This window comes from Methylobacterium durans (assembly GCF_003173715.1).
Classification (GTDB): domain Bacteria; phylum Pseudomonadota; class Alphaproteobacteria; order Rhizobiales; family Beijerinckiaceae; genus Methylobacterium; species Methylobacterium durans.
Map to the genome: position 1 here is coordinate 251,479 of NZ_CP029550.1, position 21,045 is coordinate 272,523.

A 21,045-nucleotide genomic window follows, 5' to 3' on the forward strand; every position below is an offset into this window, starting at 1 on the left:
GCTAGACCTCCAGCCGGGCGCGGCGCAGGAGGGGACGGGCGAACAGCTCGGCGAGGTCGCCGGCCTGTTCGTAGCCCTGGATCGGCGTGAACAGGAGCTCGATCGACCACTTCGTCGCGAGCCCTTCCGCCTCGAACGGGTTCGCGAGGCCGAGGCCGCAGATCGTGAGGTCGGGCCGCGCCGCACGCGCCCGGTCCATCTGAGCGTCGAGGCTCTGACCCTCGACGATCCGGGTGCCCGGCGGCAGTAGAGCGAGTTCCTCGGCGAGGTGTGCCCGGTGCAGGTAGGGCGTGCCCACCTCGGCCAAGTCCATCCTCATCTCGCGGGCGAGGAACCGCGCCAGGGGCACTTCGAGCTGCGAATCGGGGAAGAAGAAGGCCCGCTTGCCCGCGAGCCGCTCGCGATGGGGGCGAGCGCCCGCTCCCCCGGGCGATGCCGGGGGCCGTCGCCGCGGAGAAGCGCGCCTCTGGCACTCGGAAGGCGTCGGCCGCGGCTCTCAGCCAGCCCGTCGTGCCCTCGACGCCGAGGGGGAAGGGCGCGGCGATCCGGGTCGCGCCGCGCGCTTCGAGCGCCCGCGCCGTGTCCGCAAGGAAGGGCTGCGCCAAGAGGTAGGAGGTGCTCGGCCCGACCGGCGGCAGCGCGTCGGCGCGCCGCGCCGGCAGGACGTGGACCGGCCCGACGCCGAGTTCCGTGAAGAGGCGCAGGAACTGATCCTCGACCACGTCGGCGAGCGCCCCGACGAGGAGCAGCGCGGGCGCCGCGTTCGCGGCCTCGCGCGGCATCTCCGGCACGAGGGCGGCGAGGCAGGCATCCTCTCCCTGCGTGAAGGTCGTCTCGATGCCGCTGCCCGAGTAGTTCAGCACCCGCACGGCCGGCGCGAGGCGCTGCGACAGCCGCAGGGCCGCGCGGCTGAGATCGAGCTTGATCACCTCGGACGGGCAGGAGCCGACGAGGAACAGGAGCCGGATGTCCGGCCGCCGCTCGATCAGGCGGGAGACGACCCGGTCGAGTTCCTCGTTCATGTCAGCGAGGCCCGCGAGGTCGCGCTCGTCGATGATCGCGGTCGCGAAGCGCGGCTCCGCGAAGATCATCACGCCCGCCGCCGACTGGATCAGGTGCGCGCAGGTGCGCGAGCCGACCACGAGAAAGAACGCGTCCTCGATCTTGCGATGCAGCCAGACGATGCCCGTCAGCCCGCAGAACACGGCGCGCTGCCCCCGCTCCTGGCGGAGCGAGACGCCGCAGCCTTCGGAGGATGCGGGGGGAGCGGCGCGTGCGCGTTCACCGGGCCGCCCCCGCCGCGAGCCGGAATGACGGCGCCGATTGCAGGCGCGCCGCCCGGAGCTTCAGGAGAAACTGCGTCGCGTTCACGGCGTAGGCCGCGTAGGCTGCGAGCGCGAGGCACATCAGCCCGTTCGTCCCGAGGAGGCCGAAGGCCAGGGCCACGAGGTAGGCCGTGTGCAGGGCCAGCACGAGCATGCTGACCACGTCCTCCCAGTAGAAGGCCGGTGCGAAGAGGTAGCGGCCGAACACCGCCTTCTCCCAGATCGAGCCCGTCACCATGATCGCGTAGAGGACGAGGGTCTTGGCCACGACCGAGAGGTTGGCGGCGGCCTCCCCCTCCCCTGTCGCCAGGGTGCGCAGGACCAACCCGAGACTCACGAGGAAGACGAGGAACTGGATGGGCGCGAGGATGCCCTGCACCAGCGTCCAAGGCGTGGCATCGCGGCGGGCCCGCTCGGCCGGGGTGTAGAGCGGCGGTCGTGTCGGCTGGCCCATCGGACCCATGCTAACGCCCCCATTCCTGCCCAGGGCCGGCCTCTGATTGGACCGGCTCGAAGGAAGCCTAGGAACAGGTCCGACCAGTGTCAACTCCGCTTTACGTCAAGAACGGATGACAGTGTTCAACGATTTCGTCGCGAACGAGCATTGCCAAGCCGGAAGATCGGCGTATCGTGATACCTCAAGTCGCTCCGCCACGAGGGCGACGGGAAATCGATCGCCGGTCTCAGCGACAGTAGACAAAAGACAGCACGAAGCCGTCGGCGACATTGGGAGGGACCAATGGATGACGTCAGGCGTTTCGGCGGGCGCGTCGCCGAAGTGCGGCTCGCTCGCGAGATCGCTGCGGCCTGCGAGGGCGAGGGGCTCGCCCAGAGCGGTCGCCGGGAGCCGGTGCTGCGGGCGAACGGCCACCTCGCCCGCGTCGTCGAGGCCGAGATCATTCCCCGCCTGATGCTCGCCCACGCGCCGCGACTGTCGAGCGGGCGTGGCTACGCCCGGCCGGGCCGCAAACCGAGCGAAGCGGAGATCGCGACCTTCTCGGATCTGATCTTGGCGCCACCCGGCGTCGAGGTGGAGGCGCGAATCGAATCGCTGATCGCCGACGGTCTGAGTTTGGAGAGCCTGCTCCTCGACCTCCTCGCTCCCACCGCCCGCCATCTCGGCGCCCTGTGGGAGGAGGACGTCTGTGATTTCGCCGATCTGACCGTCGCGATGGGCCGCCTGCAGCGCATCATGCACGACCTGTCCCTTCGCTACGCGGAGGAGAGCTTCGACCCCCTGCGCGGGCGCAGCATCCTGCTCAGCCCCTGCCCGGGCGAGACGCACATCTTCGGCCTCTCAATGCTGGAACGGTTCTTTCGCGACGCTGGTTGGGACGTCGTCGGCACGGCGCTCGACGCCACCGAGAATCCCCTGGCCCGCGCGAGCACCGAATGGTTCGACGTGATCGGCCTCTCCCTTCACTGCGAGGTACACCTGCCCAAGCTGACTGAAGCCGTCCGCGAGATCCGCCGACGTTCCCACAATTGCGACGTGCGCATCCTCGTGGGCGGTTCGATCTTTGTGGACAATCCCGGCTTGGCGAGCCTCGTTGATGCCGACGCCACGGCGGTCGATGCCCGCGCCGCCGTCCTCGTCGCCGAAAGCTTGCTTGATCTACAGGCCAGAGCCTGCTGAAAGACCCGTTCAACGACATCACGACCTGGTGATCATTGACCAGTCTGGCGAGCACTGCCGCGCACGCATCCGTCGCGGCCCTACCTGAAACTCTCGGCGCCCTCGGTGGAGGGGCTGCGGGCCTCCTCGTTGCGGCCGCGATGGACCTGTCGCTCGTCATCGACGCGCAGGGAATCATCCGCGAGGCCGCCTTCGGGGAGGCCGATCTCGTGGCCGAGGGCTGCGAGAGCTGGGTCGGCCGGCCCTGGATCGAGACGGTCACCGTCGAGAGCCGTCCGAAGATCAACGCGCTCCTGCGCGACGCGGCCCCGAATATCGTCACCCGCTGGCGCCAGGTGAACCACCCGTCGAGCCGCGGCATCGACCTTCCCGTACGCTACGCCTCGATGCGGCTCGCTCCGGACGGACCGATCATCGCGATCGGCCGCAATCTTCAGGCGACGGCTGCCCTGCAGCGGCGGCTCGCCGAGACCCAGCAGGCGCTGGAACGCGATTACCTGCGCCTGCGCGGCGCCGAGACGCGCTACCGCATGCTGTTCCAGCTCGCGAGCGAGCCGGTGCTGGTGGTCGATGCGAGCACTCGGCGCGTCAGCGAGGCGAACCCGGCCGCGGGACGGCTGATCGGCCGGCCGGAGAAGCGGATCCTCGGCCAGGACGTCGTGGAGCTCTTCGACGCGAGCGCGACGCGAAGCCTCGAATCGCTGTTCGCCGGCCTGCGGATCACCGGTCAGGCCGACGAGATCGTGGTGCGACTGCCCAACGGGCGCGGCTCGACCCGGGTCGCCGCCTCGCTCTTCCGCCAGGAGAACGCAGCGAGCGCCCTCCTTCGCCTTAGCGTGCCGAGCGAGGCCGCGGCGACCGCCCACCGCGGCGGCACCTCCGTCTTCGACGTCATCGAGGGTCTTCCCGAGGGGTTTGTGGTCACGGACACGTCCCATCGCATTCTCACGGCGAACAACGCCTTCCTCGACCTCGCCCAGCTCGCCACGGAGGAGCAGGTGCGCGGCGAACCGCTCGACCGATGGCTGGGCCGCGAGGAGACGGAAGCCGCCGCTCTCTTCGCCACGCTCGCCGAGCACGGCTCGGTGCGCAATTTCGGCACGGGCGTGCGAGGGCAACTCGGCTCGGTCGAGGACGTGGAGGTCGCCGCCGTCTCGGTGCCGGGCGGGGAGCAGCCCTGCTTCGGCTTCAGCATCCGCGGCGCGCCCCGGCGCGCGCTGACTTCGATCGCGGGCGGCCACGAACTGCCGCGCTCCGTCGAGCAGATGACGGAACTCGTCGGACGCATCTCGATGAAGAATTTGGTGCGCGAGACCACGGACATGATCGAGCGCCTCTGCATCGAGGCGGCGCTCCGCATCACCCGCGACAACCGAGCCTCCGCGGCCGAGATGCTCGGCCTCAGCCGGCAGGGACTCTACGCTAAGTTGCGTCGCTACGGCATCGGCGACCTCGACGCCCTCGAGGGGACCGAGCCCGAATCGTGATCGCTCGGGTTTGCGGCTTCGGCGCTGTCAACTTTCAAGGACATCAGCTTCTGTAAATGAAACTTGACACGCGTCGGCCTCAAAAATAGCGTCGCGTCATGGCGACGCCGGCTCCCAGCGCTGTTCTCGAACTCCTGAAGCCGATCACGTGGTTCGCGCCGATGTGGGCCTTCGCTTGCGGCGTGGTTTCGTCCGGCCAATCCCCGAACGGACAATGGCTGATGATCGGCGCGGGCGTCCTGCTCGCCGGGCCGCTCGTCTGCGCCACGAGCCAGGCGGTCAACGATTGGTACGACCGCCACGTCGACGCGATCAACGAGCCAAACCGGCCGATTCCTTCCGGCCGCATGCCGGGGCGCTGGGGCTTCTATCTGGCCGCGGCCTGGACGCTGCTCTCCCTCGCCGTCGCCGCGGCGCTCGGTCCCTGGGTGCTCGGCGCCGCGATCTTCGGCCTCGTCCTCGCGTGGCTGTACTCGGCCCCGCCGGTCCGGTTGAAGCAGAACGGCTGGTGGGGCAACGCTGCGGTCGGGCTCTGCTACGAGGGCCTGCCCTGGTTCACCGGGGCCGCCGTGATGGCCGCAGCCGTGCCGGACCGGCGCGTCCTCGTCATAGCCCTCCTCTACGCGATCGGCGCGCACGGCATCATGACGCTCAACGACTTCAAGTCGATCGAGGGCGACCGGGTGCTCGGCCTGCGCTCGATCCCCGTGCAGATGGGCTCGGCCTACGCGGCACGCTTCGCCTGCCTCGTCATGGCGCTGCCGCAGACGCTCGTCGTCTCGCTGCTCGCGATCTGGGGCCGTACCTGGCATGCCGGCATCGTCGCGGCCCTGCTCGCGGGGCAACTCGCGCTGATGGCCTACTTCCTTCAGAGGCCGCGCGAGCGCGCGGCCTGGTACAACGGCACCGGCACCACGCTCTACGTCATTGGCATGCTGGTCGCCGCCTTCGCCCTGCGTCCGCTCGTCCAGGGAGGCGTGTGATGGCCGTCCCCGGCTTCACCTGGGCGCAGATCGTCCGCCTCGGCCTGGTCCAGACGGCGCTCGGCGCCGTGGTCGTTCTGATGACATCGACGATCAATCGCGTGATGGTCGTCGAACTCGCGCTTCCCGCGATCGTCCCGGGTGGCCTCGTCGCCCTCCACTACGCGGTGCAGGTGCTGCGTCCGCGCTGGGGCTACGGGTCCGATGTCGGCGGACGGCGCACGCCCTGGATCGTCGGCGGCATGGCGGCGCTGACGCTCGGCGGCTTCGGCGCGGCCGTCGCGACCGCGCTCTGCGAGGTGGACCGCACTGCGGGTCTCGCGCTCGCAATCCTGTCCTTCCTGACCGTCGGCATGGGCGCCGGGGCCGCCGGCACCTCGCTCCTCGTACTGCTCGCGACCGGCGTCGAGGCGCGCCGGCGCGGGGCGGCGGCCACCATCGTCTGGGTGATGATGATCGCGGGCTTCGCGATCACCGCCCCGCTCGCCGGGCATTTCCTCGATCCGTTCTCGGGCGCGCGCCTCGTGGCGGTGTCGGGCACCGTCTCGGCGATCGCCTTCGCGGTCGCGTGCCTTGCCGTGCTCGGCATCGAGCCGCGCCGGCCGGAATCGAACGGTGCGGCGCCGGGGCGGAGGCCGCCCTTCCTGCAGGTCCTGGCCCGCGTCTGGGCCGAGCCGCAATCGCGCCGCTTCACGATCTTCATCTTCGTTGCGATGCTCGCCTACAGCGCGCAGGAATTGATCCTCGAGCCCTTCGCCGGCCTCGTCTTCGCCATGAGTCCCGGCGTCACCACGAAGCTCGCCGGGCTCCAGCACGGGGGCGTGCTGGTCGGCATGCTGTTCGTGGCCGGCGTCACGATGGGAATCGGCGGCCCTGTCCTCGGCTCGTTGAAGCTCTGGACCGCGATCGGCTGTGCGGGGTCCGGCGCCGCGCTTCTCGGCATCGCGGGCGGCGGCCTCGTCGGGCCGGACTTTCCCCTGCGCTTCCTCGTCTTCGCCCTCGGACTCTTCAACGGCATCTTCGCGGTCGCGGCGATCGGCTCGATGATGGGGCTTGCCGGGCGGGCGGCGAGGCCGAGCGCGGCACCCGCATGGGCGTCTGGGGTGCGGCGCAGGGCGTCGCCTTCGGCACCGGCGGCTTCCTCGGCACCGTCGCGGTCGATCTCGCCCGGCTCGTCATGCCGGAGCCCGTCCACGCCTACGCCGCCGTGTTCACGGCCGAGGCGCTCCTGTTCGTCGCGGCGACAATCATCGCGACCCGAGTCGAGCACGCGGCCGAGACGCGCATCCCGCGAGCCCGGCGCGGCGCCGCGTTCCTGCAATTCGAGCCCCGCTTCTAGGGAAACCCGCCGAGAGGACGCCCACCATGACCGAGCCGGCCGAGCCAGAGACCTTCGACGTGGTGGTGGTCGGCGGTGGGCCGGCCGGGGCGACGGCGGCGACCGATCTCGCCCGGATGGGCCGCCGCGTGCTCCTCCTTGACCGGAATGGCCGCATCAAGCCCTGCGGCGGCGCGGTGCCGCCCCGCCTGATCCGCGACTTCGCGATCCCCGACGAGTTGATCGTCGCCCGGATCCGCTCGGCCCGGATGATCTCGCCGGCCGAGAAGCGGGTCGACATGCCGGTCGGCGACGGGTTCGTCGGCATGGTCGACCGCGAGCATTTCGACCCCTGGCTGCGGCGGCGCGCGAGCCTCGCGGGCGCGGAGCAGCGCAACGGCACCTTCGAGCGGGTGAGCCGCGAAGCGGGGACGACGCGCGTACATTACCGGGCGGACGGCGCCGAGCACCGGGTGCGCGCCCGCCTCGTGATGGGGGCGGACGGCGCCTCCTCGCCGGTCGGCCGCGCGGAGATCCCGGGGCATGCCGGAATGCGGCAGGTCTTCGCCTATCACGAGATCGTTCGGCGTCCGGAGAGCGGCGGCGACTACGAGGGCAGCCGCTGCGACGTATTCTACCAGGGCAAGCTCTCGCCGGATTTCTACGCCTGGATCTTCCCGCACGGCGACACGATCAGCGTCGGCACGGGCTCGGCGCACAAGGGCTTCTCCCTGCGCAGCGCCATTCGGGCCCTGCGCGCGTCGACCGGGCTCGACGCGGGCGTCACCGTGCGCCGGGAAGGCGCACCGCTCCCCCTGAAACCCCTGAAGCGCTGGGACAATGGGCGCGACGTGCTGCTGACAGGCGACGCCGCCGGCATCGTCGCCCCGGCCTCCGGCGAGGGCATCTACTACGCCATGCTCGGCGGACGCCTCGCGGCAGAGGCGGCCGACGCCTTTCTGCGGACCGGGGACGCACGGGCGCTGGCCCAGGCGCGCCGCCGCTTCATGAAGCTGCACGGGCGCGTCTTCCTGATCCTGCGGATGATGCAATGGGTCTGGTACCGCAACGACGGATTGCGGGAGCGCTTCGTCTCGATCTGCCGCGACAAGGACGTCCAGCAACTCACCTGGGACGCCTACATGAACAAGGAGCTGGTGCGCGCCAAGCCCGCCGCCCACGCGCGGATCTTCTTCAAGGATCTCGCCCACCTGTTCCGGTGGGTCTCGCCGTGACGCGGGCGGGCCTGGAATGGCCGGCCCTCCTCGTCGCGGCAGCGGCCGCCATCCTAGTAGCCCTGGCGGGCGGTCTTCTCACCGTTGCGGGGCCGCGCAGCCGCGCCCTGCGGCGTCCCGCCTGGAGGCCGCCGGACTGGGCGTTCGGGCCGATCTGGGCCGTGATCTTCGCGATGATCACCGTCTCCGCCGCCCTCGCCTGGAGCGCCGTCGCCGATGCGGCGGGCCGCGCGATGCTCGTCGCGGCCTACGCGGTGAACGGCGTGCTCAACATCGCCTGGAGCGGCTTGTTCTTCCGGGCCGAGCGGCCGGACTGGGCGCTCGTCGACATCGTCCTCCTGTGGCTCTCGATCGTCGGTCTCATCCTCGCGAGCCTGCCGCACTCGCCGACAGCGGCGATCCTCCTCCTGCCCTATCTCGGCTGGGTCGGGGTCGCGGCCTGCCTCAACCTCGCGATCGTGCGCCTCAACCGGCCCTTCGGGCGGGCCTGAGATGGCCGACGTCATCCTGAGCGGACGGATCATCGATCTCATCCTCGCCCTGGTGGCCCTGGAGGCGTTGGCCCTGCTCGCCTACCGGGCGCGGACCGGGCGCGGCCCGGCGCCCTTCCCCCTCCTCTGCAACCTCGGCTCAGGCGCCTGCCTGATGCTCGCCCTTCGGGCCGGGCTGACGGGCGCGCCCTGGTGGCAGATCGCGGCCTGCCTCGCCCTCTCCTTCGCCGCACATCTCGGCGACCTCGTCACCCGCCTCCGCTCCCCGAATCACCAAGATCTGTCCTTTGGTCGCAGTCCACGATTCCGTGAGCCAGGAACTTCGACCAATCAACCCGCGTTCAAGGCGAAAATCCCTAGCTGAACTATTCTAGTTCCCGTCTCGCGGGCCGGAGACTTGGCATCATGCGCAGCCTTCTCGCTCTTGCTGCAACCTCCGGTCTGCTTGCCGGCACTGTCCTCGCACCGGCCACCGGTCTCGCCCAGGGTGCGGATCAGGATCTGATCAAGCGCGGCGAGTATCTCGTCACCGCGGGCGATTGCGTCGCCTGCCACACGGGGCCGGAGGGCAAGAAGTTCGCCGGCAATTATGCGCTGAACACCCCGATCGGGACGATCATGACCCCGAACCTCACGCCCGATCGGGAGACGGGGCTCGGCAACTGGACGGAGGAGGAGTTCTACCGCGCCTTCCACGACGGGATCGGCAAGGACGGGTCCTATCTCTACCCGGCCTTTCCCTTCGCTTGGTACACGAAGGTGACGCGCGACGACGCGAAAGCGATCTACGCCTATCTGCGGTCGCTGGAGCCCGTGAACAACCCGCGGAAGGACAGCCAGATTCCTTTCCCGTTCAACGTGCGCACCGCGCTGATCACGTGGCGCACGGCCTTCTTCACGGCCGGCGAGTTCAAGCCGGACCCGAATGCCAGCGCCGAGGTCAACCGTGGCGGCTACCTCGTCGAGGGGCTCGGCCACTGCGGGATGTGCCACAACGAGAATAAGATCGTCGGCAACAGCGGTCTCGCGGGCAAGCTCGGCGGCGGCGTCATCGACGGCTGGTATGCCCCGAACATCACGCCCGACGACCACCAGGGCATCGGCTCGTGGACCGACGAACAGGTCGTCAGCTACCTCAAGACGGGCTCCGCCCCCGGCAACAAGCCGGGCGTGGCGGCCGGCCCCATGCGGCAGACCATCGAGGAATCCCTGAGCAGGCTCACCGATGCCGACCTCAAGGCGATGGTCGCGTATCTGCGCACGCAGAAGGCGAAAGAGACCTACAGGGTCAAGGACGTGCAGGCGTTCAACCAGCCGAACGCACCGGGCGCTGCGGTCTACCTGAGCTACTGCTCGTCCTGCCACAAGCCGGACGGCAGGGGCGTCGAGGGCGCGATTCCCGCGCTCGCCGGCAACACCTCGGTGCAATCCGCCGGCCCGCAGACGGTGATCAACGTGGTTCTCGGCGGCCTCGCGGCCCGGAACGGCTACGCTTCGATGCCCGCCGTCGGCCAGGGCATGACCGACCAGCAGATCGCCGACGTGACCGACTACATCCGCAATTCCTGGGGCAACAACGCGCCCGTCATCAGCGACAAGGGCCAGGTCTCGGAGGCGCGTGGCAAGATCCAGACGATGCTGGCGGGCAACGCGCCGTGCTCCACGGTCGGCAATTCTGACGTGGCCAAGGCGATCGAGGCGACGGGCACGGCCGACGCGTTGAAGAACCTGAAGCAGGACGCGTTCATCCCGCGGCTGTCCGCCCTGCTGCCGAAGCTGAAATCCGAGGCCGGCGGCGCCAGCGACGACGAGATCGTCAACGGCCTCACCGCCACCTTCTGCAAGGTCGCCAGGGAGACGAATTTCTATGCCGACGCGCCCTGGCACGCTGTGATCGGCAGCTTCGGCAACGTCGTCTACAGCCAGCTCAAGAGCCCCGAGAAGCACGCGGGTACGCAGGTGCCGACAGGCAGTACGCCGGGCCGGAACTGAGAGCGCTCCTTCGGGCAACGATGCCGCAGCGGATGATACGGGCGGAACGATCGTGGGCCCCCCGGGTTGGCCCGCGTTCGTCCGATCGGCGGGGTGTCCGGGACAAGGCGTAGGGGTGCCGATGGCGGCCGCGATGTCTGTCCGGAGACGAGCCGACGGCCATGTCCGGCAATCAGGAGCATCGCGATGGACCTCGGGATCAGCGGGCGCGTCGCCGTCGTCACGGGCGGTGATTCGGGCATGGGCAAGTCCAGCGCGGAATACCTCCTACGGGAGGACGTGAAGATCGTCCTCACCGACGTCGACGAGGAGAAGGTCCAGGCAGCAGCCAAGGAGCTCGCGAGCCTCGGCGACGTTCGGGCCGTCGCCGCGGATCTCAGCGGCATGGCGGGCGTCGAGACGCTGAAGGCCTTCGCCGACAGGGCATTCGGGCAGAAGCCGACGATCCTCGTCAACGCCGCGGGCATCACTGGCGCCACGGGCGATTTCCTCGAACTCAGCGACGACGACTGGCTGGAGACGATCCAGGCGGATCTGATGGTGGCGGTGCGCGTGGCGCGGGCCTTCATTCCCGGCATGCGCGAGGCGGGCTGGGGCCGCGTCGTCCTCTTCACCTCGGAGGATGCGGTGCAGCCCTACGTTGAGGAGCTGCCTTATTGCGCGGCGAAGGCCGGGCTGATGAACCTGACCAAGGGCCTTTCGAAGGCCTACGGGCCGGACGGCGTCCTCGTGAACTCCGTGGCGCCCGCCTTCGTCGCGACGCCGATGACGGACGCCATGATGGAGAAGCGCGCCAAGGAACTCGGCGTCTCCTTCGACGAGGCGATCGCCTCCTTCCTCGACGAGAAGCGTCCCGGCATCGTCGCCAAGCGCCGCGGCCGTCCCGAGGAGGTGGCCTCTGCCGTCGCCTTCCTGTGCTCGGAACAGGCGAGCTTCATCACCGGCGAGAACCTGCGTATCGACGGCGGCGCCGTGCTCACGATGGGCAGTTGACCGCCGCTCGGGCGAACGCAGCGAGGATGGTCGGAGAGATGCGCGAGATCGCGTGCGACGTGGCGGTGATCGGGGCGGGCACTGCGGGGATCGCCGCCCATGCCGCGGCGCGCAAGGCTGGGGCCCACGCCGTGCTCATCGAGGCCGGTCCGGGCGGGACCACCTGCGCCCGCGTCGGCTGCATGCCCTCGAAGCTCCTGATCGCCGCCGCCACGGCGGCGCACGGCGCCCGCGCGGCGGGCCTGTTCGGCCTCGACGTGCCGGAGGTCCGGGTGAACGGGCGCGCCGTCCTCGATCGCCTGCGGAGGGAGCGCGACCGCTTCGTCGCCTCGGTCCGCGACGGGCTCGACGACTTGCCCGACGACGAGCGCCTGTCCGGCCGGGCCCGGTTCGAGGACGGGCAGACGCTGCGCGTCGGAGACGGAGCCCGCGTCCGCTTCCGGGCGGCCGTCGTCGCGACGGGGTCGAGCCCCAGCGTGCCGAAGCCGTTGCAGGGCCTCGGCGAGCGCGTGCTGACGACCGACACGCTCTTCGAGATCGCGGATCTGCCGCGGTCGCTCGCAATCCTCGGCGGCGGCCCCGTCGGCATCGAGATCGCGCAGGCGATGGCGCGGCTCGGCGTCGAGACCTGCCTGTTCGACGTCGGCGACAGCCTTGCCGGGCTGACGCATCCCGATCTCGTCGCGGCCGGCAACGCGATCTTCGCAAGCGAGATCGGCCTTCATCTCGGCTGCGCGGTCGAGGCCAGCGAGATCGACGGCGACGGCGTGCGGCTGACATGGAAGGCGAAGGACGGCACGCGGCGCGAGCAACGTTTCGCGCGGGTGCTCGCCGCGGCCGGGCGTCCCCCGAACGTCGCGGATCTCGGCCTCGACGCCGCGGATCTGCGCCTCGGCGAGAAGGGCCTGCCGCATTTCGATCCCCGTACCCTTCTCTGCGAGGGCGGTCCTGTCCTGATCGCGGGGGATGCCAATGCCGAGCGCCCGATCCTGCACGAGGCCGCACGCCAGGGTCGGATCGCGGGCGAGAACGCCGCGGAGCTCGCAGCCGGGCGGTCCCTCGCCGCGCCGGAGCCGTGGGTGAGCCTCGCGATGGTGTTCACGCAGCCGCAGGTTGCCGTCGTCGGCGCCCCTTTCGATCCGGACGCGGCGAGCCGCCGCGTGACCGGAGCGGTGAGCTTCTGCGATCAGGGCCGCGCGCGCATCGAAGGGGAGGACCGGGGCGGCGCGCGGATCTGGGCCGATCGCGGCGGGCGCCTCCTTGGCGGGGAGTTTCTGGGCCCGGCCGTGGAGCACCTCTCGCATCTCCTCGCCCTCGCGGTGCAGGAGGGGCTGAGTGCCGCCGCGCTCCGCGACCGCCCCTACTACCACCCGACCCTCGAGGAAGGGCTGGAGACCGCGCTCGGGGACATCGTCCGGCAGTTGCGCGCCTGAGCGGCGGACGGCCCGCGACGCGGCTTCCCCGCGCCGTCACCGAATCGAGCTGCACCGCGTCCAACCGGACATTGCGCTCGGCTGCATCCCCGTTCATACCGGTCGGTGCATGACATCTGCGCAGTCCCGATGCCGCTGACCGACGCAACCAGCGGCGATATCGACCTCGACGCTCTGGGCCGGACGAGCTCGATCGCCTCGACCTCGGGGTGATCGGACTCGATCAGACCGGGAATGTCGTCGCCTACAACGATGCGGCGAGCGCGCTCAGCGGCCTGTCGGCCTCGGCCGTGATGGGGCACCATTTCTTCCGCGACGTGGCGCCCGCCACGAACCTGCCGGGCTTCTACGGCCGCTTCCTCGCGGGCACGCGCCGGGGACAGCTCGACGAGAGCTTCGAGTTCGTGTTCGGCCGCGTGCCGCAGCCGCTGCGCGCCCTGGTCCGGATGAGGCAGGGGCGGAGCTGTTACTGGCTGACCATCGCGCCGCTGCAGACCCTGCACGGGTCGGGCGCCCGCGACGCCGTCCTCGCGGCGGTCGGGAGCCGGGCCCGCGCCGAGCCGGTCGACCCGAGCCTGTGCGAGCGCGAGCCCATCCACATCCCGGGCTCGATCCAGCCGAATGCCGTGATGATCGCGGCCGACGCGGCCAGCCTCGAGATCATCGCCCACAGCGTGAACGTGCGCGAGGCGCTGCCCGAAGACGGCCGCGAACTCCCCGGCAGACGCCTCGACGCGGTGCTGCCGCGCTCCTTCGTGGACGTCATCCGGGCGCGGCTCGCGGCCGGCACACTCGACGACGGCCGCACCATCCGCCGCACCATCCGCCTGCCCGGCCGGGGACAGGCCCTCGGCGCTTACTACGCGGTGGCCCATGCCCATCTCGGGCGCGTGATCATCGAGCTGGAGATCGCGCCCGAACACCCCGAGGATTTTTCCGCGGCGAGCCAGACCGACACCGAACTCGCGATGGCGCGCCTGCGCACGGCCGATACCCTCGGCGGCGTGGCCAGCATCGCCGCGCTGGAGATCCGCGCCCTGACCGGCTTCGAGTGCGTGCTCGTCTACCGGTTCGATGCGGAGTGGAACGGCGAGGCCATCGCGGAGGACAAGGTGCAGGACTGGGCCCGAAGCCTGCTCGGCCTGCGCTTCCCCGCTTCCGACATCCCGGCGCAGGCGCGCGCCCTCTACACCAAGGCGAAGAGCCGCTTCGTGATCGACCGCGACAGCGTGCCGGTGCCCCTCGTCGCTGCGCCCAGTGCCGGCAACGCGCCGATCGACCTCACCTTCGCCCAGCATCGGACCCTCTCGCCCATCCATCTCGAGTATCAGCGCAACCTCGGCGTGAACGGGTCGATGTCGATCTCGATCATGGTCGAGGGCAGGCTCTGGGGCCTGATGATCGGGCATCATCGGCAGCCGCACTACGTGGCGCCGGAGACGCGCGCGGCGGCCACCGTGCTGACCGACGCGTTCGCGATGCGCGTGCAGGAGATCGAGGGCCGCCGCCTCTGGGCGGAGCAGCAGGCGCATCTCGACACGGAAGGCCGCCTCGTGCGGGGGCTGACGCGGTCCGAGGATTTCGTCGCGGCCCTCACGGCGGGCTCGGTCACCCTGCTCGACCTGTTTTCGGCCACGGGCGCCGGCGTCGTCTCGGGCGGGACGGTGACGCTGATCGGCAAGACGCCGGACGAGGATCAGATCCGCGCCCTCGCCACCTGGCTCAAGGACAGCCTGCCCGCGGAGAATCCGGTCTTCGCCACCGACGCGCTGTCGTCCGCCTTCCCCGCGGCCGCGGCCTATCGCGAGATCGCGAGCGGGCTCCTCGCCGCCTTCGTCGACGCGTCCCGGGATCACCTGGTGCTCTGGTTCCGACCCGAGGTGTCGAGCACGGTGACCTGGGGCGGCGACCCGCGCAAGCCGGTTCTCGCCGGGAGCGGCAGCGTGGCGGTGTTGCCGCGCCGCTCCTTCGAGCGCTGGGTCGAGGAGCGGACCGGCTTCGCAAACCCCTTCGCCGATTGGCAGGTCTCGCTGGCACAGTCGCTCGCGCAGGCCGTCGAGGGCGTGGTGCTGCGCCAGCGCCGCAAGATCGACGAGCTGACCGGGCTCCTCGCCGACAAGGAGAGGCTGCTCGCGCAGAAGGATCTGCTGACCCGGGAGATCGACCATCGGGTGAAGAACTCGCTGCAGATTGTCTCCGCCTTCCTGCAGATGCAACGGCGGCAGATCTCCGACCCGGACGCGCGCCAAGCCTTCGCCGAGACCTCCGCGCGGGTGATGAGCGTGGCGCGGGTCCACGACAGCCTCTACCAAGCGGAGAGCGTCGAGGAGGTCGACCTCGGCCAGACCATCGAGAACCTGTGCAGCGACCTCGCCGGCATGGCGGGCGACGGGCACGCCGTCGACCTCGTGGCAGAGCCGGGCGTGATGGTACCCTACCGCAAGGCGGTGGCACTCTCGCTGATCGCGACCGAACTCGTCACCAATGCCTTCAAGTACGCGGCGAACCCCGCCGGGGGCGGCCGCATCGAGGTCAGCGTGTCGTCTTCCGGGGGCGGCGGCGTGCGGCTCCGGATCTGCGACGACGGCGAAGGCATGCCGGAGGGCTGGTCGGAGGCGAAGCCGCTGGGCACCGGGCTCGGCATGAAGTTGATCCGGGCGATGCTCGACCAGATCAACGCCCGCCTCGAAGTGGCGAACGCGCCGGGCGCCTGCTTCACGATCACCGCGTGACGCCCGTGAGCGGTCTGCATGCGCGCCTGCGGGCGGAGACGGCCGCGACGCACGCCGCCCTGGAGCGCGATCTCGGCTGGGACGCGCGCGTCGCGACGCTCTCGGGCTACCGTGACCTTCTGGCCCGCTTCCACGGCTTCCACGCGGCCTACGAGCCGGCCATCGCCGAGGCGCTCCGGGAGCCCGGCTTCTTCGAGGAGCGGCGGCGGATCGACTGGCTCTCGGCGGATCTGCGCCATCTCGGGCTCGACGCGGCGGCGATCGGCCGCCTGCCCCGGGTCGCGACGCCGCGCATCGCCGGGCCGGCCGCGGCGCTCGGCACCCTCTACGTGCTGGAGGGGTCCACGCTCGGCGGTCAGGTGATCGGCCGCCGCGTCGCGGCGCTGCACGGGCTCGATGAGCGCACCGGCTGCGCCTATTACCGGGTCGAGGGGTCCGCACAGGCGCGATGTGGGCGAGCTTCCGCGCGCGCCTCGACGGCTTGACCGGCGAGCGTGAGGCGGAGGCGGCCTCGCTCGCCGCCAACGCCACCTTCGAGGCGATGCGCCTTTGGCTGTGCCGGCTGGCGGCCGACGAAGCGGCCTGATCGATCAACGGACGGCGCCCGCCTCCCGCTCGCTCTCGCTGAGCAGCCCGTCCACGAAGGCGCCGAGCCCCGTGCGGCGGGTGCGCTTGAGGCGCTCGGCCGTCAGGATGCCCTGGAGCGAGGTGAAGGCATTCTGGAGGTCGTCGTTGACGATGACGTAGTCGTACTCGGTCCAGCGCTGGATCTCGACGCGGGCGTTGGCGAGGCGCTTCTCGATCGTCGCCGGCGAGTCCTCGGCCCGCCGTTCCAGCCGCTGGCGGAGTTCCGCCATGCTGGGCGGCAGGATGAACACGGTGACGACATCGTCCGAGAGCTTCGAGCGGACCTGCCGCGTGCCCTGGTAGTCGATGTCGAAGATCATGTCCCGGCCTTCGGCCAGGACCCGCTCCACGGGCCGCCGCGGCGTTCCGTAGAAATTTCCGTGTACCTCCGCCCATTCCAGGAGGTCGTCGCGGGCGCGCAGGTCGTCGAACGCCTCCCGGTCGATGAAGCGGTAGTGCTTGCCCTCGATCTCAGAGGGGCGGCGCGGACGGGTTGTCACGGAGATCGACAGTTCGAGCCCCCAGCCGCCGTCCTGCGCGATGGCGCGCGTCAGCGTCGTCTTGCCCGCCCCCGAGGGCGAGGACAGGATCAGGATGAGCCCGCGCCGGCCGATCGAACCCGCGCCCTGCCCGGGCTGAGGGGAGGTGTGCCCTGGCGTCGCCCCGGTCATCGGCGGCTGCTCCCCACTCGGCAGGTGCTCTCCACTCGGACCTGCCCGCCGGCTCGTGACCGCACCATGCCTCGACGCTTCCTACTCGACGTTCTGAACCTGCTCCCGGAATTGCTCCACCACGGCCTTCAAGTCGAGTCCGATCCGCGACAGAGCGATGTCGTTGGCCTTGGCGCAGAGGGTGTTCGCCTCGCGCCCGAGTTCCTGCGCCAGGAAATCGAGGCGCCGGCCGATGGCGCCGCCGCCCGTGATCAGCTCTCCGGCCGCGTTCAGGTGCGCCCGGAGCCGGTCGAGCTCCTCGCGCACGTCGGCTTTGGCCGCGAGCACCACCGCCTCTTGGTGGAGCCGGTCCGGATCGAGGCCGCTGGCGCCCGCGGTCAGGGTCGCGAGGCTCGCCGCGAGCTTCGCGCGCACCGCCTCGGGCGTGCGCGCCGGACAATCCTCGGCGGCCTGCGTGAGCGCGATCATCGTTCCGAGGTGTCCGTTGATGATCTCTTGGAGGGCGCGCCCCTCGGCTCGGCGCGCCTCGACGAGGTCGGCCACGAGGCGCACCACGCCCTCGGCGAGGTCACGGGCGATGGATTCGGTCTCGGCGTTCTCCGGCTCCTCGCTCTCGATGACGCCCCGCACCCCGAGCAGGCCGTCCAGGGTCGCGGGGCGATCCCCTCGGGCACCGGCACGCGGGCGATTGCCGCGGCGAGCGAGGCGAGGAGCGCCTCGTTCACGCGAACCCGCGCCGTCGCCTCGGGTTTCGTCAGCGCGAGGGAGAGCTGGCACTGGCCGCGGGTCAGGGTTTTCTGCAGGGCCGTGCGGGCGACCTCGCCAGCGGCCTCGGCGCCGTTCGGCACGCGCACCCGCACGTCGAGCCCGCGTCCGTTGACGCTTCGGACCTCCCAGGCCCATTGCACCGGGCCCGTCGTGCCGGCGGCCCGGGCGAAGCCGGTCATGCTCGCAATCATGGGCCTGACACTCCCCCGGCTTCGATAGGGCGCCGTCGCGGACCGCGTCGGTCAGCGCGGCTGCTTGAGCACCGGTACGGACTTCGCCGAATTCAGGTCGAACGTCTTGTTCTTCAGCGGATCGAGCTTCGTGCCCTCCGACGCGTCGAAGGCGCGCGACCGGTTGCCGTCGAGGGCGAGCGCCGAATTCGTGGACGGCGCGAAGGCCGAGGCGCGGCCGGCACTGCACCCGGATCGGCCGGCGGCTCCGCCTTGTCGACGCCGCTCGCGTCGGGTGTCGGGGTCTGGCGGCTCTTCTCCACCGCGCGCCAGCGAGCGACGTTCTTCTGGTGGCCTTCCAGGCTGTCGGCGAAGGCGTGGCCGCCCGTTCCGTCCGCCACGAAGAAGAGATCCTTGGTGCGGGAGGGGTTGGCCACCGCCTCGAGCGCGGCGCGCCCCGGATTGGCGATCGGCCCCGGCGGCAGCCCTTCGATCACGTACGTGTTGTAGGGGGTCGCGCGGTCGATCTCGGAGCGCTGGATGCCGCGCCCGAGCGTGCCGCGCCCGCCGACGAGGCCGTAGACGATGGTCGGGTCGGATTGCAGCTTCATGCGCTTGTTCAAGCGGTTGACGAAGACGCCGGCGACACGGGGGCGCTCGTCCGCCCGGCCCGTCTCCTTCTCGACGATCGAGGCGAGGGTCACCATCTCGGCGGGCGTGCGCACGGGAACCTCGGTGTTCCGGCGCTGCCAGATCTGGTTCAGCACCTCTTTCTGCTTCTGCTTCATCAGGTTGACGATCTGCTGGCGGGTGGCGCCGCGCTCGAACTTGTAGGTGTCGGGCAGGAGCGAGCCCTCGGCCGGGATCTCGCCGATCTCGCCCGCGAGGATGTCGTTCTCGTTCAGCCGCGCGACGATCTGCTCGCTGGTCAGACCTTCGGGGAAGGTGACCGCGTGCTGCACCTGCCGGCCGGAGGTTACGACGTCGAGGGTGTCGCTGATCGTGGCATGCGCCTTGAAGCTGTACTCGCCGGCCTTGAGCGGCGGCCGGCCGCCGAAGCGCGCGGCGAGTTCGAACAGGCCGGTATGGGCGATCACGCCTTCCCGCTGCAGGATCTCGGCAATCTCGCCGGTGCCGCTGCGGGAGGGGATCACGACGACCTTGTCGCTGGTGAGCGGGCCCGGCTCGGTGATCTGCCGCTGGACCAGCGTCAGCCCGATCATCGCGCCGATGGCGAGGACCACCGCGAAGGTCAGCAGGCCACTGATCGTGGCGAGCAACCCGCCGCGCTCGCGCTCCGGCTCCTCGGGCGGCTGCGGTGCCGCGGTGGGCTTGATGGCCTCACCGGGCGAGCGCGGCGAGAGGCGGTTCGGCAGGGCCGGCTCGTCGGAGAGTGTCGGCGTCGGCGCGGGCGTCTGGCGTCTGCGGAAGAACATCGAATTCCTGCTCGGGCTCGCGCTTCCTGACCCCTCGCCCGGTCTCCGGCCGGATCGCGGCGCCGCATTGAGGCGGCGCGGGCAGGATGGCACGGTTGGGCGCGCGTGTCAGGAGACCGCGGAGGGGTGACCCTAGCCCGCTTTATGGCAAAAATGCCGTGCCGCTGTTCATATCCGCGTGGTCGGCCGGCGAACCGCCGGCGCGCGGGCCGGGCCGGGGGCCTGCTGGCACTCGGCGCAGTAGAAGGTCGAGCGGCCCGACTGCACCATCCGCGCGACGGTGCCGCGACAGCCCGGCGCCGTACAGGGCTCGCCGACCCGGTCGTAGACCCGGAACGCGTGCTGGAAGGCGCCGGCGCTTCCGTCCGTGTGGACGTAGTCGCGCAGCGTCGAGCCGCCGGCCGCGACCGCCTCCTTGAGGACATCCCGGATCACCCGCGCGAGGAGCCGCGCCTTGGGCGTCGGCTTGCCATCCGTCCCGGAGAGGCTGCCGGCGGGCGTCTCCGGATGGAGCCCGGCGCGGTGGAGCGCCTCGCAGACGTAGATGTTGCCGAGCCCCGCGATCAGGCGCTGGTCGAGGAGCGCGCTCTTCAGGGGCGTGATCCGGTGGCGGAACAGGCGGGCCACCGCCTCGCCCGTCAGCGCCTCGCTCAGGGGCTCGATGCCCATCCCGGCGAAGTGCCGGCAAGCGGCGAGCGTCCCGGTCGGTACGAGGTCCATGAAGCCGAAGCGGCGCACGTCGTTGTAGGTCACGGTGGCGCCGGTCTCCATCGCCATCACGACGTGGTCGTGCTTCGGCGTGCCGAGCGCCCCTTCCAGGTAGAAGTCGCCGGGCGAGACGTTGCGCCCATCGGGCAGAGCGACGTCGAAGCGGCCGCTCATGCCGAGATGCATGATCAGGGTCTCGCCGGAATCGAGATTCGCGGTCAGGTACTTCGCCCGGCGCGCGAGGTCGGTCACGAGCCGTCCCTCGAGCCTCGCGGCGAAGCGCTCGGGAAAGGGAAAGCGCAGGTTCGGCCGCCGAAGGGTGACGCGGGCGAAGCGCGCGCCGACCAAGGCGGGTGTGAGTCCGCGGCGGACGGTTTCGACCTCGGGAAGCTCGGGCATCGTCTCGGGAAGCGTGCTTTGGCGTGAGGGAGCCCGGATATCGGCCCGGCGCTCCCGCCCGGCAATCCCGCTGCGACCCCGCGCGTCAGGAAATCCTGTCGCCCGGCGTCGGATGGGCGGAGGCGCAGGCCTCGGCGAAGACGCCGTCGCAATGGGCGAGGAGGCTTTCCAGGAAGCTCGCAGGGTAGAACGCGTAGACACCGCTGGAGACGGGCCCGCGCTCCATGCGCACGATGTGGAAGACCAGTTCCTCGGGCCGCATGCGCGGCACCAGGAAGGCGCGGTTCTGCCAGCGATGGGTGCCGTGCGTGAACCCGTCCGCCTCCCGTATCCAGTCCGGGATCAGGCCGTCCGAGATCGCCCCTCGATCGACGCGAGGAGGAATGTCGGCGCGCGCGTCCGGAAGGCGAGGGACATGATCGATGCCGTTCGCGCCGAGATCGCGAATATTGAGTCTCGCTATTGTGTGACGTCCCTCAAAATCTTGCAAGATCGCATGTTCCATGCGGAAAGATCTTTATATGTTCAATTTGTTGCCGTGTTCGCGGATTTTGGCGGAGCGGCGACCCCTTTTTGATTAGGCTCGGGTCGGCGTTCCGCGCGGGTTTCGACGCATGGCGGTTTCCCCCTCGCTTCGCTAT

General features: G+C 70.5%; 14 protein-coding genes and 5 pseudogenes. 12 read left to right on the forward strand and 7 right to left on the reverse strand.

From position 1 onward, the window contains the following. Nucleotide 1 precedes the first annotated feature (1 nt). A pseudogene (locus tag DK389_RS01070) lies at nt 2-1,205 on the reverse strand (ferredoxin:protochlorophyllide reductase (ATP-dependent) subunit N). Nucleotides 1,206-1,281: 76 nt separating this feature from the next. Then, the gene (gene bchF, locus DK389_RS01075) at nt 1,282-1,788 is read right to left on the reverse strand and encodes a 2-vinyl bacteriochlorophyllide hydratase (RefSeq protein ID WP_194075145.1); all 507 of its coding nucleotides are present in this window, start codon (nt 1,786-1,788) and stop codon (nt 1,282-1,284) included. A gap of 276 nt (nt 1,789-2,064) precedes the next feature. Here bchF and DK389_RS01080 point away from each other — a divergent pair, with 276 nt between their 5' ends. From DK389_RS01080 to DK389_RS01135, 12 genes and pseudogenes are all read left to right on the forward strand, one after another. Then, entirely contained in the window at nt 2,065-2,961 is an 897-nt protein-coding gene (locus tag DK389_RS01080; RefSeq protein WP_109886942.1) for a cobalamin B12-binding domain-containing protein, read from the forward strand. Nucleotides 2,962-2,996: 35 nt separating this feature from the next. Next, nucleotides 2,997-4,448, forward strand: a complete 1,452-nt coding sequence (ppsR, locus tag DK389_RS01085) for a transcriptional regulator PpsR (protein WP_194075146.1) — start codon at nt 2,997-2,999, stop codon at nt 4,446-4,448. A gap of 98 nt (nt 4,449-4,546) precedes the next feature. After that, a complete protein-coding gene (gene chlG, locus DK389_RS01090) occupies nt 4,547-5,431 on the forward strand; it encodes a chlorophyll synthase ChlG (protein ID WP_109886946.1) in 885 nt (294 codons plus the stop codon). Further along, nucleotides 5,431-6,770 (forward strand): annotated as a pseudogene (locus DK389_RS01095) (BCD family MFS transporter). The gene chlG and the pseudogene DK389_RS01095 overlap by 1 nt, the downstream one beginning before the upstream one ends. 26 nt (nt 6,771-6,796) lie before the next feature. Further along, nucleotides 6,797-7,984 carry a geranylgeranyl diphosphate reductase gene (locus DK389_RS01100; protein WP_109886948.1) on the forward strand — a complete coding sequence of 396 codons (1,188 nt, stop codon included), beginning with the start codon at nt 6,797-6,799 and terminating at the stop codon, nt 7,982-7,984. After that, nucleotides 7,981-8,475, forward strand: a complete 495-nt coding sequence (locus DK389_RS01105) for a TspO/MBR family protein (RefSeq protein WP_109895882.1) — start codon at nt 7,981-7,983, stop codon at nt 8,473-8,475. Before DK389_RS01100 ends, DK389_RS01105 begins: the two co-directional genes overlap by 4 nt. A gap of 1 nt (nt 8,476) precedes the next feature. After that, nucleotides 8,477-8,839, forward strand: coding sequence for a hypothetical protein (locus DK389_RS01110; RefSeq protein ID WP_194075147.1), 363 nt, complete (start codon nt 8,477-8,479; stop codon nt 8,837-8,839). A gap of 41 nt (nt 8,840-8,880) precedes the next feature. Then, entirely contained in the window at nt 8,881-10,467 is a 1,587-nt protein-coding gene (locus DK389_RS01115) for a c-type cytochrome (RefSeq protein WP_109886949.1), read from the forward strand. Nucleotides 10,468-10,653: 186 nt separating this feature from the next. Then, complete coding sequence (locus DK389_RS01120; protein ID WP_109886951.1) at nt 10,654-11,460, forward strand: SDR family NAD(P)-dependent oxidoreductase; 807 nt, start codon at nt 10,654-10,656, stop codon at nt 11,458-11,460. Between the two features lie 38 nt (nt 11,461-11,498). Further along, nucleotides 11,499-12,893 (forward strand): dihydrolipoyl dehydrogenase, encoded by a 1,395-nt coding sequence (locus tag DK389_RS01125; protein ID WP_109886953.1) that lies wholly within the window; start codon nt 11,499-11,501, stop codon nt 12,891-12,893. Nucleotides 12,894-13,022: 129 nt separating this feature from the next. Further along, nucleotides 13,023-15,625, forward strand: a pseudogene (locus DK389_RS01130) (histidine kinase dimerization/phosphoacceptor domain -containing protein). Continuing rightward, nucleotides 15,622-16,110 carry a biliverdin-producing heme oxygenase gene (locus DK389_RS01135; protein WP_236960507.1) on the forward strand — a complete coding sequence of 163 codons (489 nt, stop codon included), beginning with the start codon at nt 15,622-15,624 and terminating at the stop codon, nt 16,108-16,110. The pseudogene DK389_RS01130 and the gene DK389_RS01135 overlap by 4 nt, the downstream one beginning before the upstream one ends. Nucleotides 16,111-16,215: 105 nt before the next feature. Here DK389_RS01135 and gmk read toward each other — a convergent pair whose 3' ends face one another. The 5 genes and pseudogenes from gmk to DK389_RS01160 form a co-directional block, all read right to left on the reverse strand. Next, complete coding sequence (gmk, locus tag DK389_RS01140; protein ID WP_109886957.1) at nt 16,216-16,923, reverse strand: guanylate kinase; 708 nt, start codon at nt 16,921-16,923, stop codon at nt 16,216-16,218. Between the two features lie 81 nt (nt 16,924-17,004). Further along, a pseudogene (locus DK389_RS01145) lies at nt 17,005-17,882 on the reverse strand (YicC/YloC family endoribonuclease). 51 nt (nt 17,883-17,933) lie between these two features. Beyond that, nucleotides 17,934-19,297, reverse strand: a pseudogene (mltG, locus tag DK389_RS01150) (endolytic transglycosylase MltG). A 168-nt stretch (nt 19,298-19,465) separates the two neighbouring features. Then, on the reverse strand, nt 19,466-20,404 hold the full coding sequence (gene mutM / locus DK389_RS01155) for a bifunctional DNA-formamidopyrimidine glycosylase/DNA-(apurinic or apyrimidinic site) lyase (RefSeq protein WP_109886958.1): 939 nt from the start codon (nt 20,402-20,404) through the stop codon (nt 19,466-19,468). An 85-nt stretch (nt 20,405-20,489) separates the two neighbouring features. Next, nucleotides 20,490-20,909, reverse strand: coding sequence for a hypothetical protein (locus DK389_RS01160; RefSeq protein WP_109886960.1), 420 nt, complete (start codon nt 20,907-20,909; stop codon nt 20,490-20,492). Nucleotides 20,910-21,045: the final 136 nt, after the last annotated feature.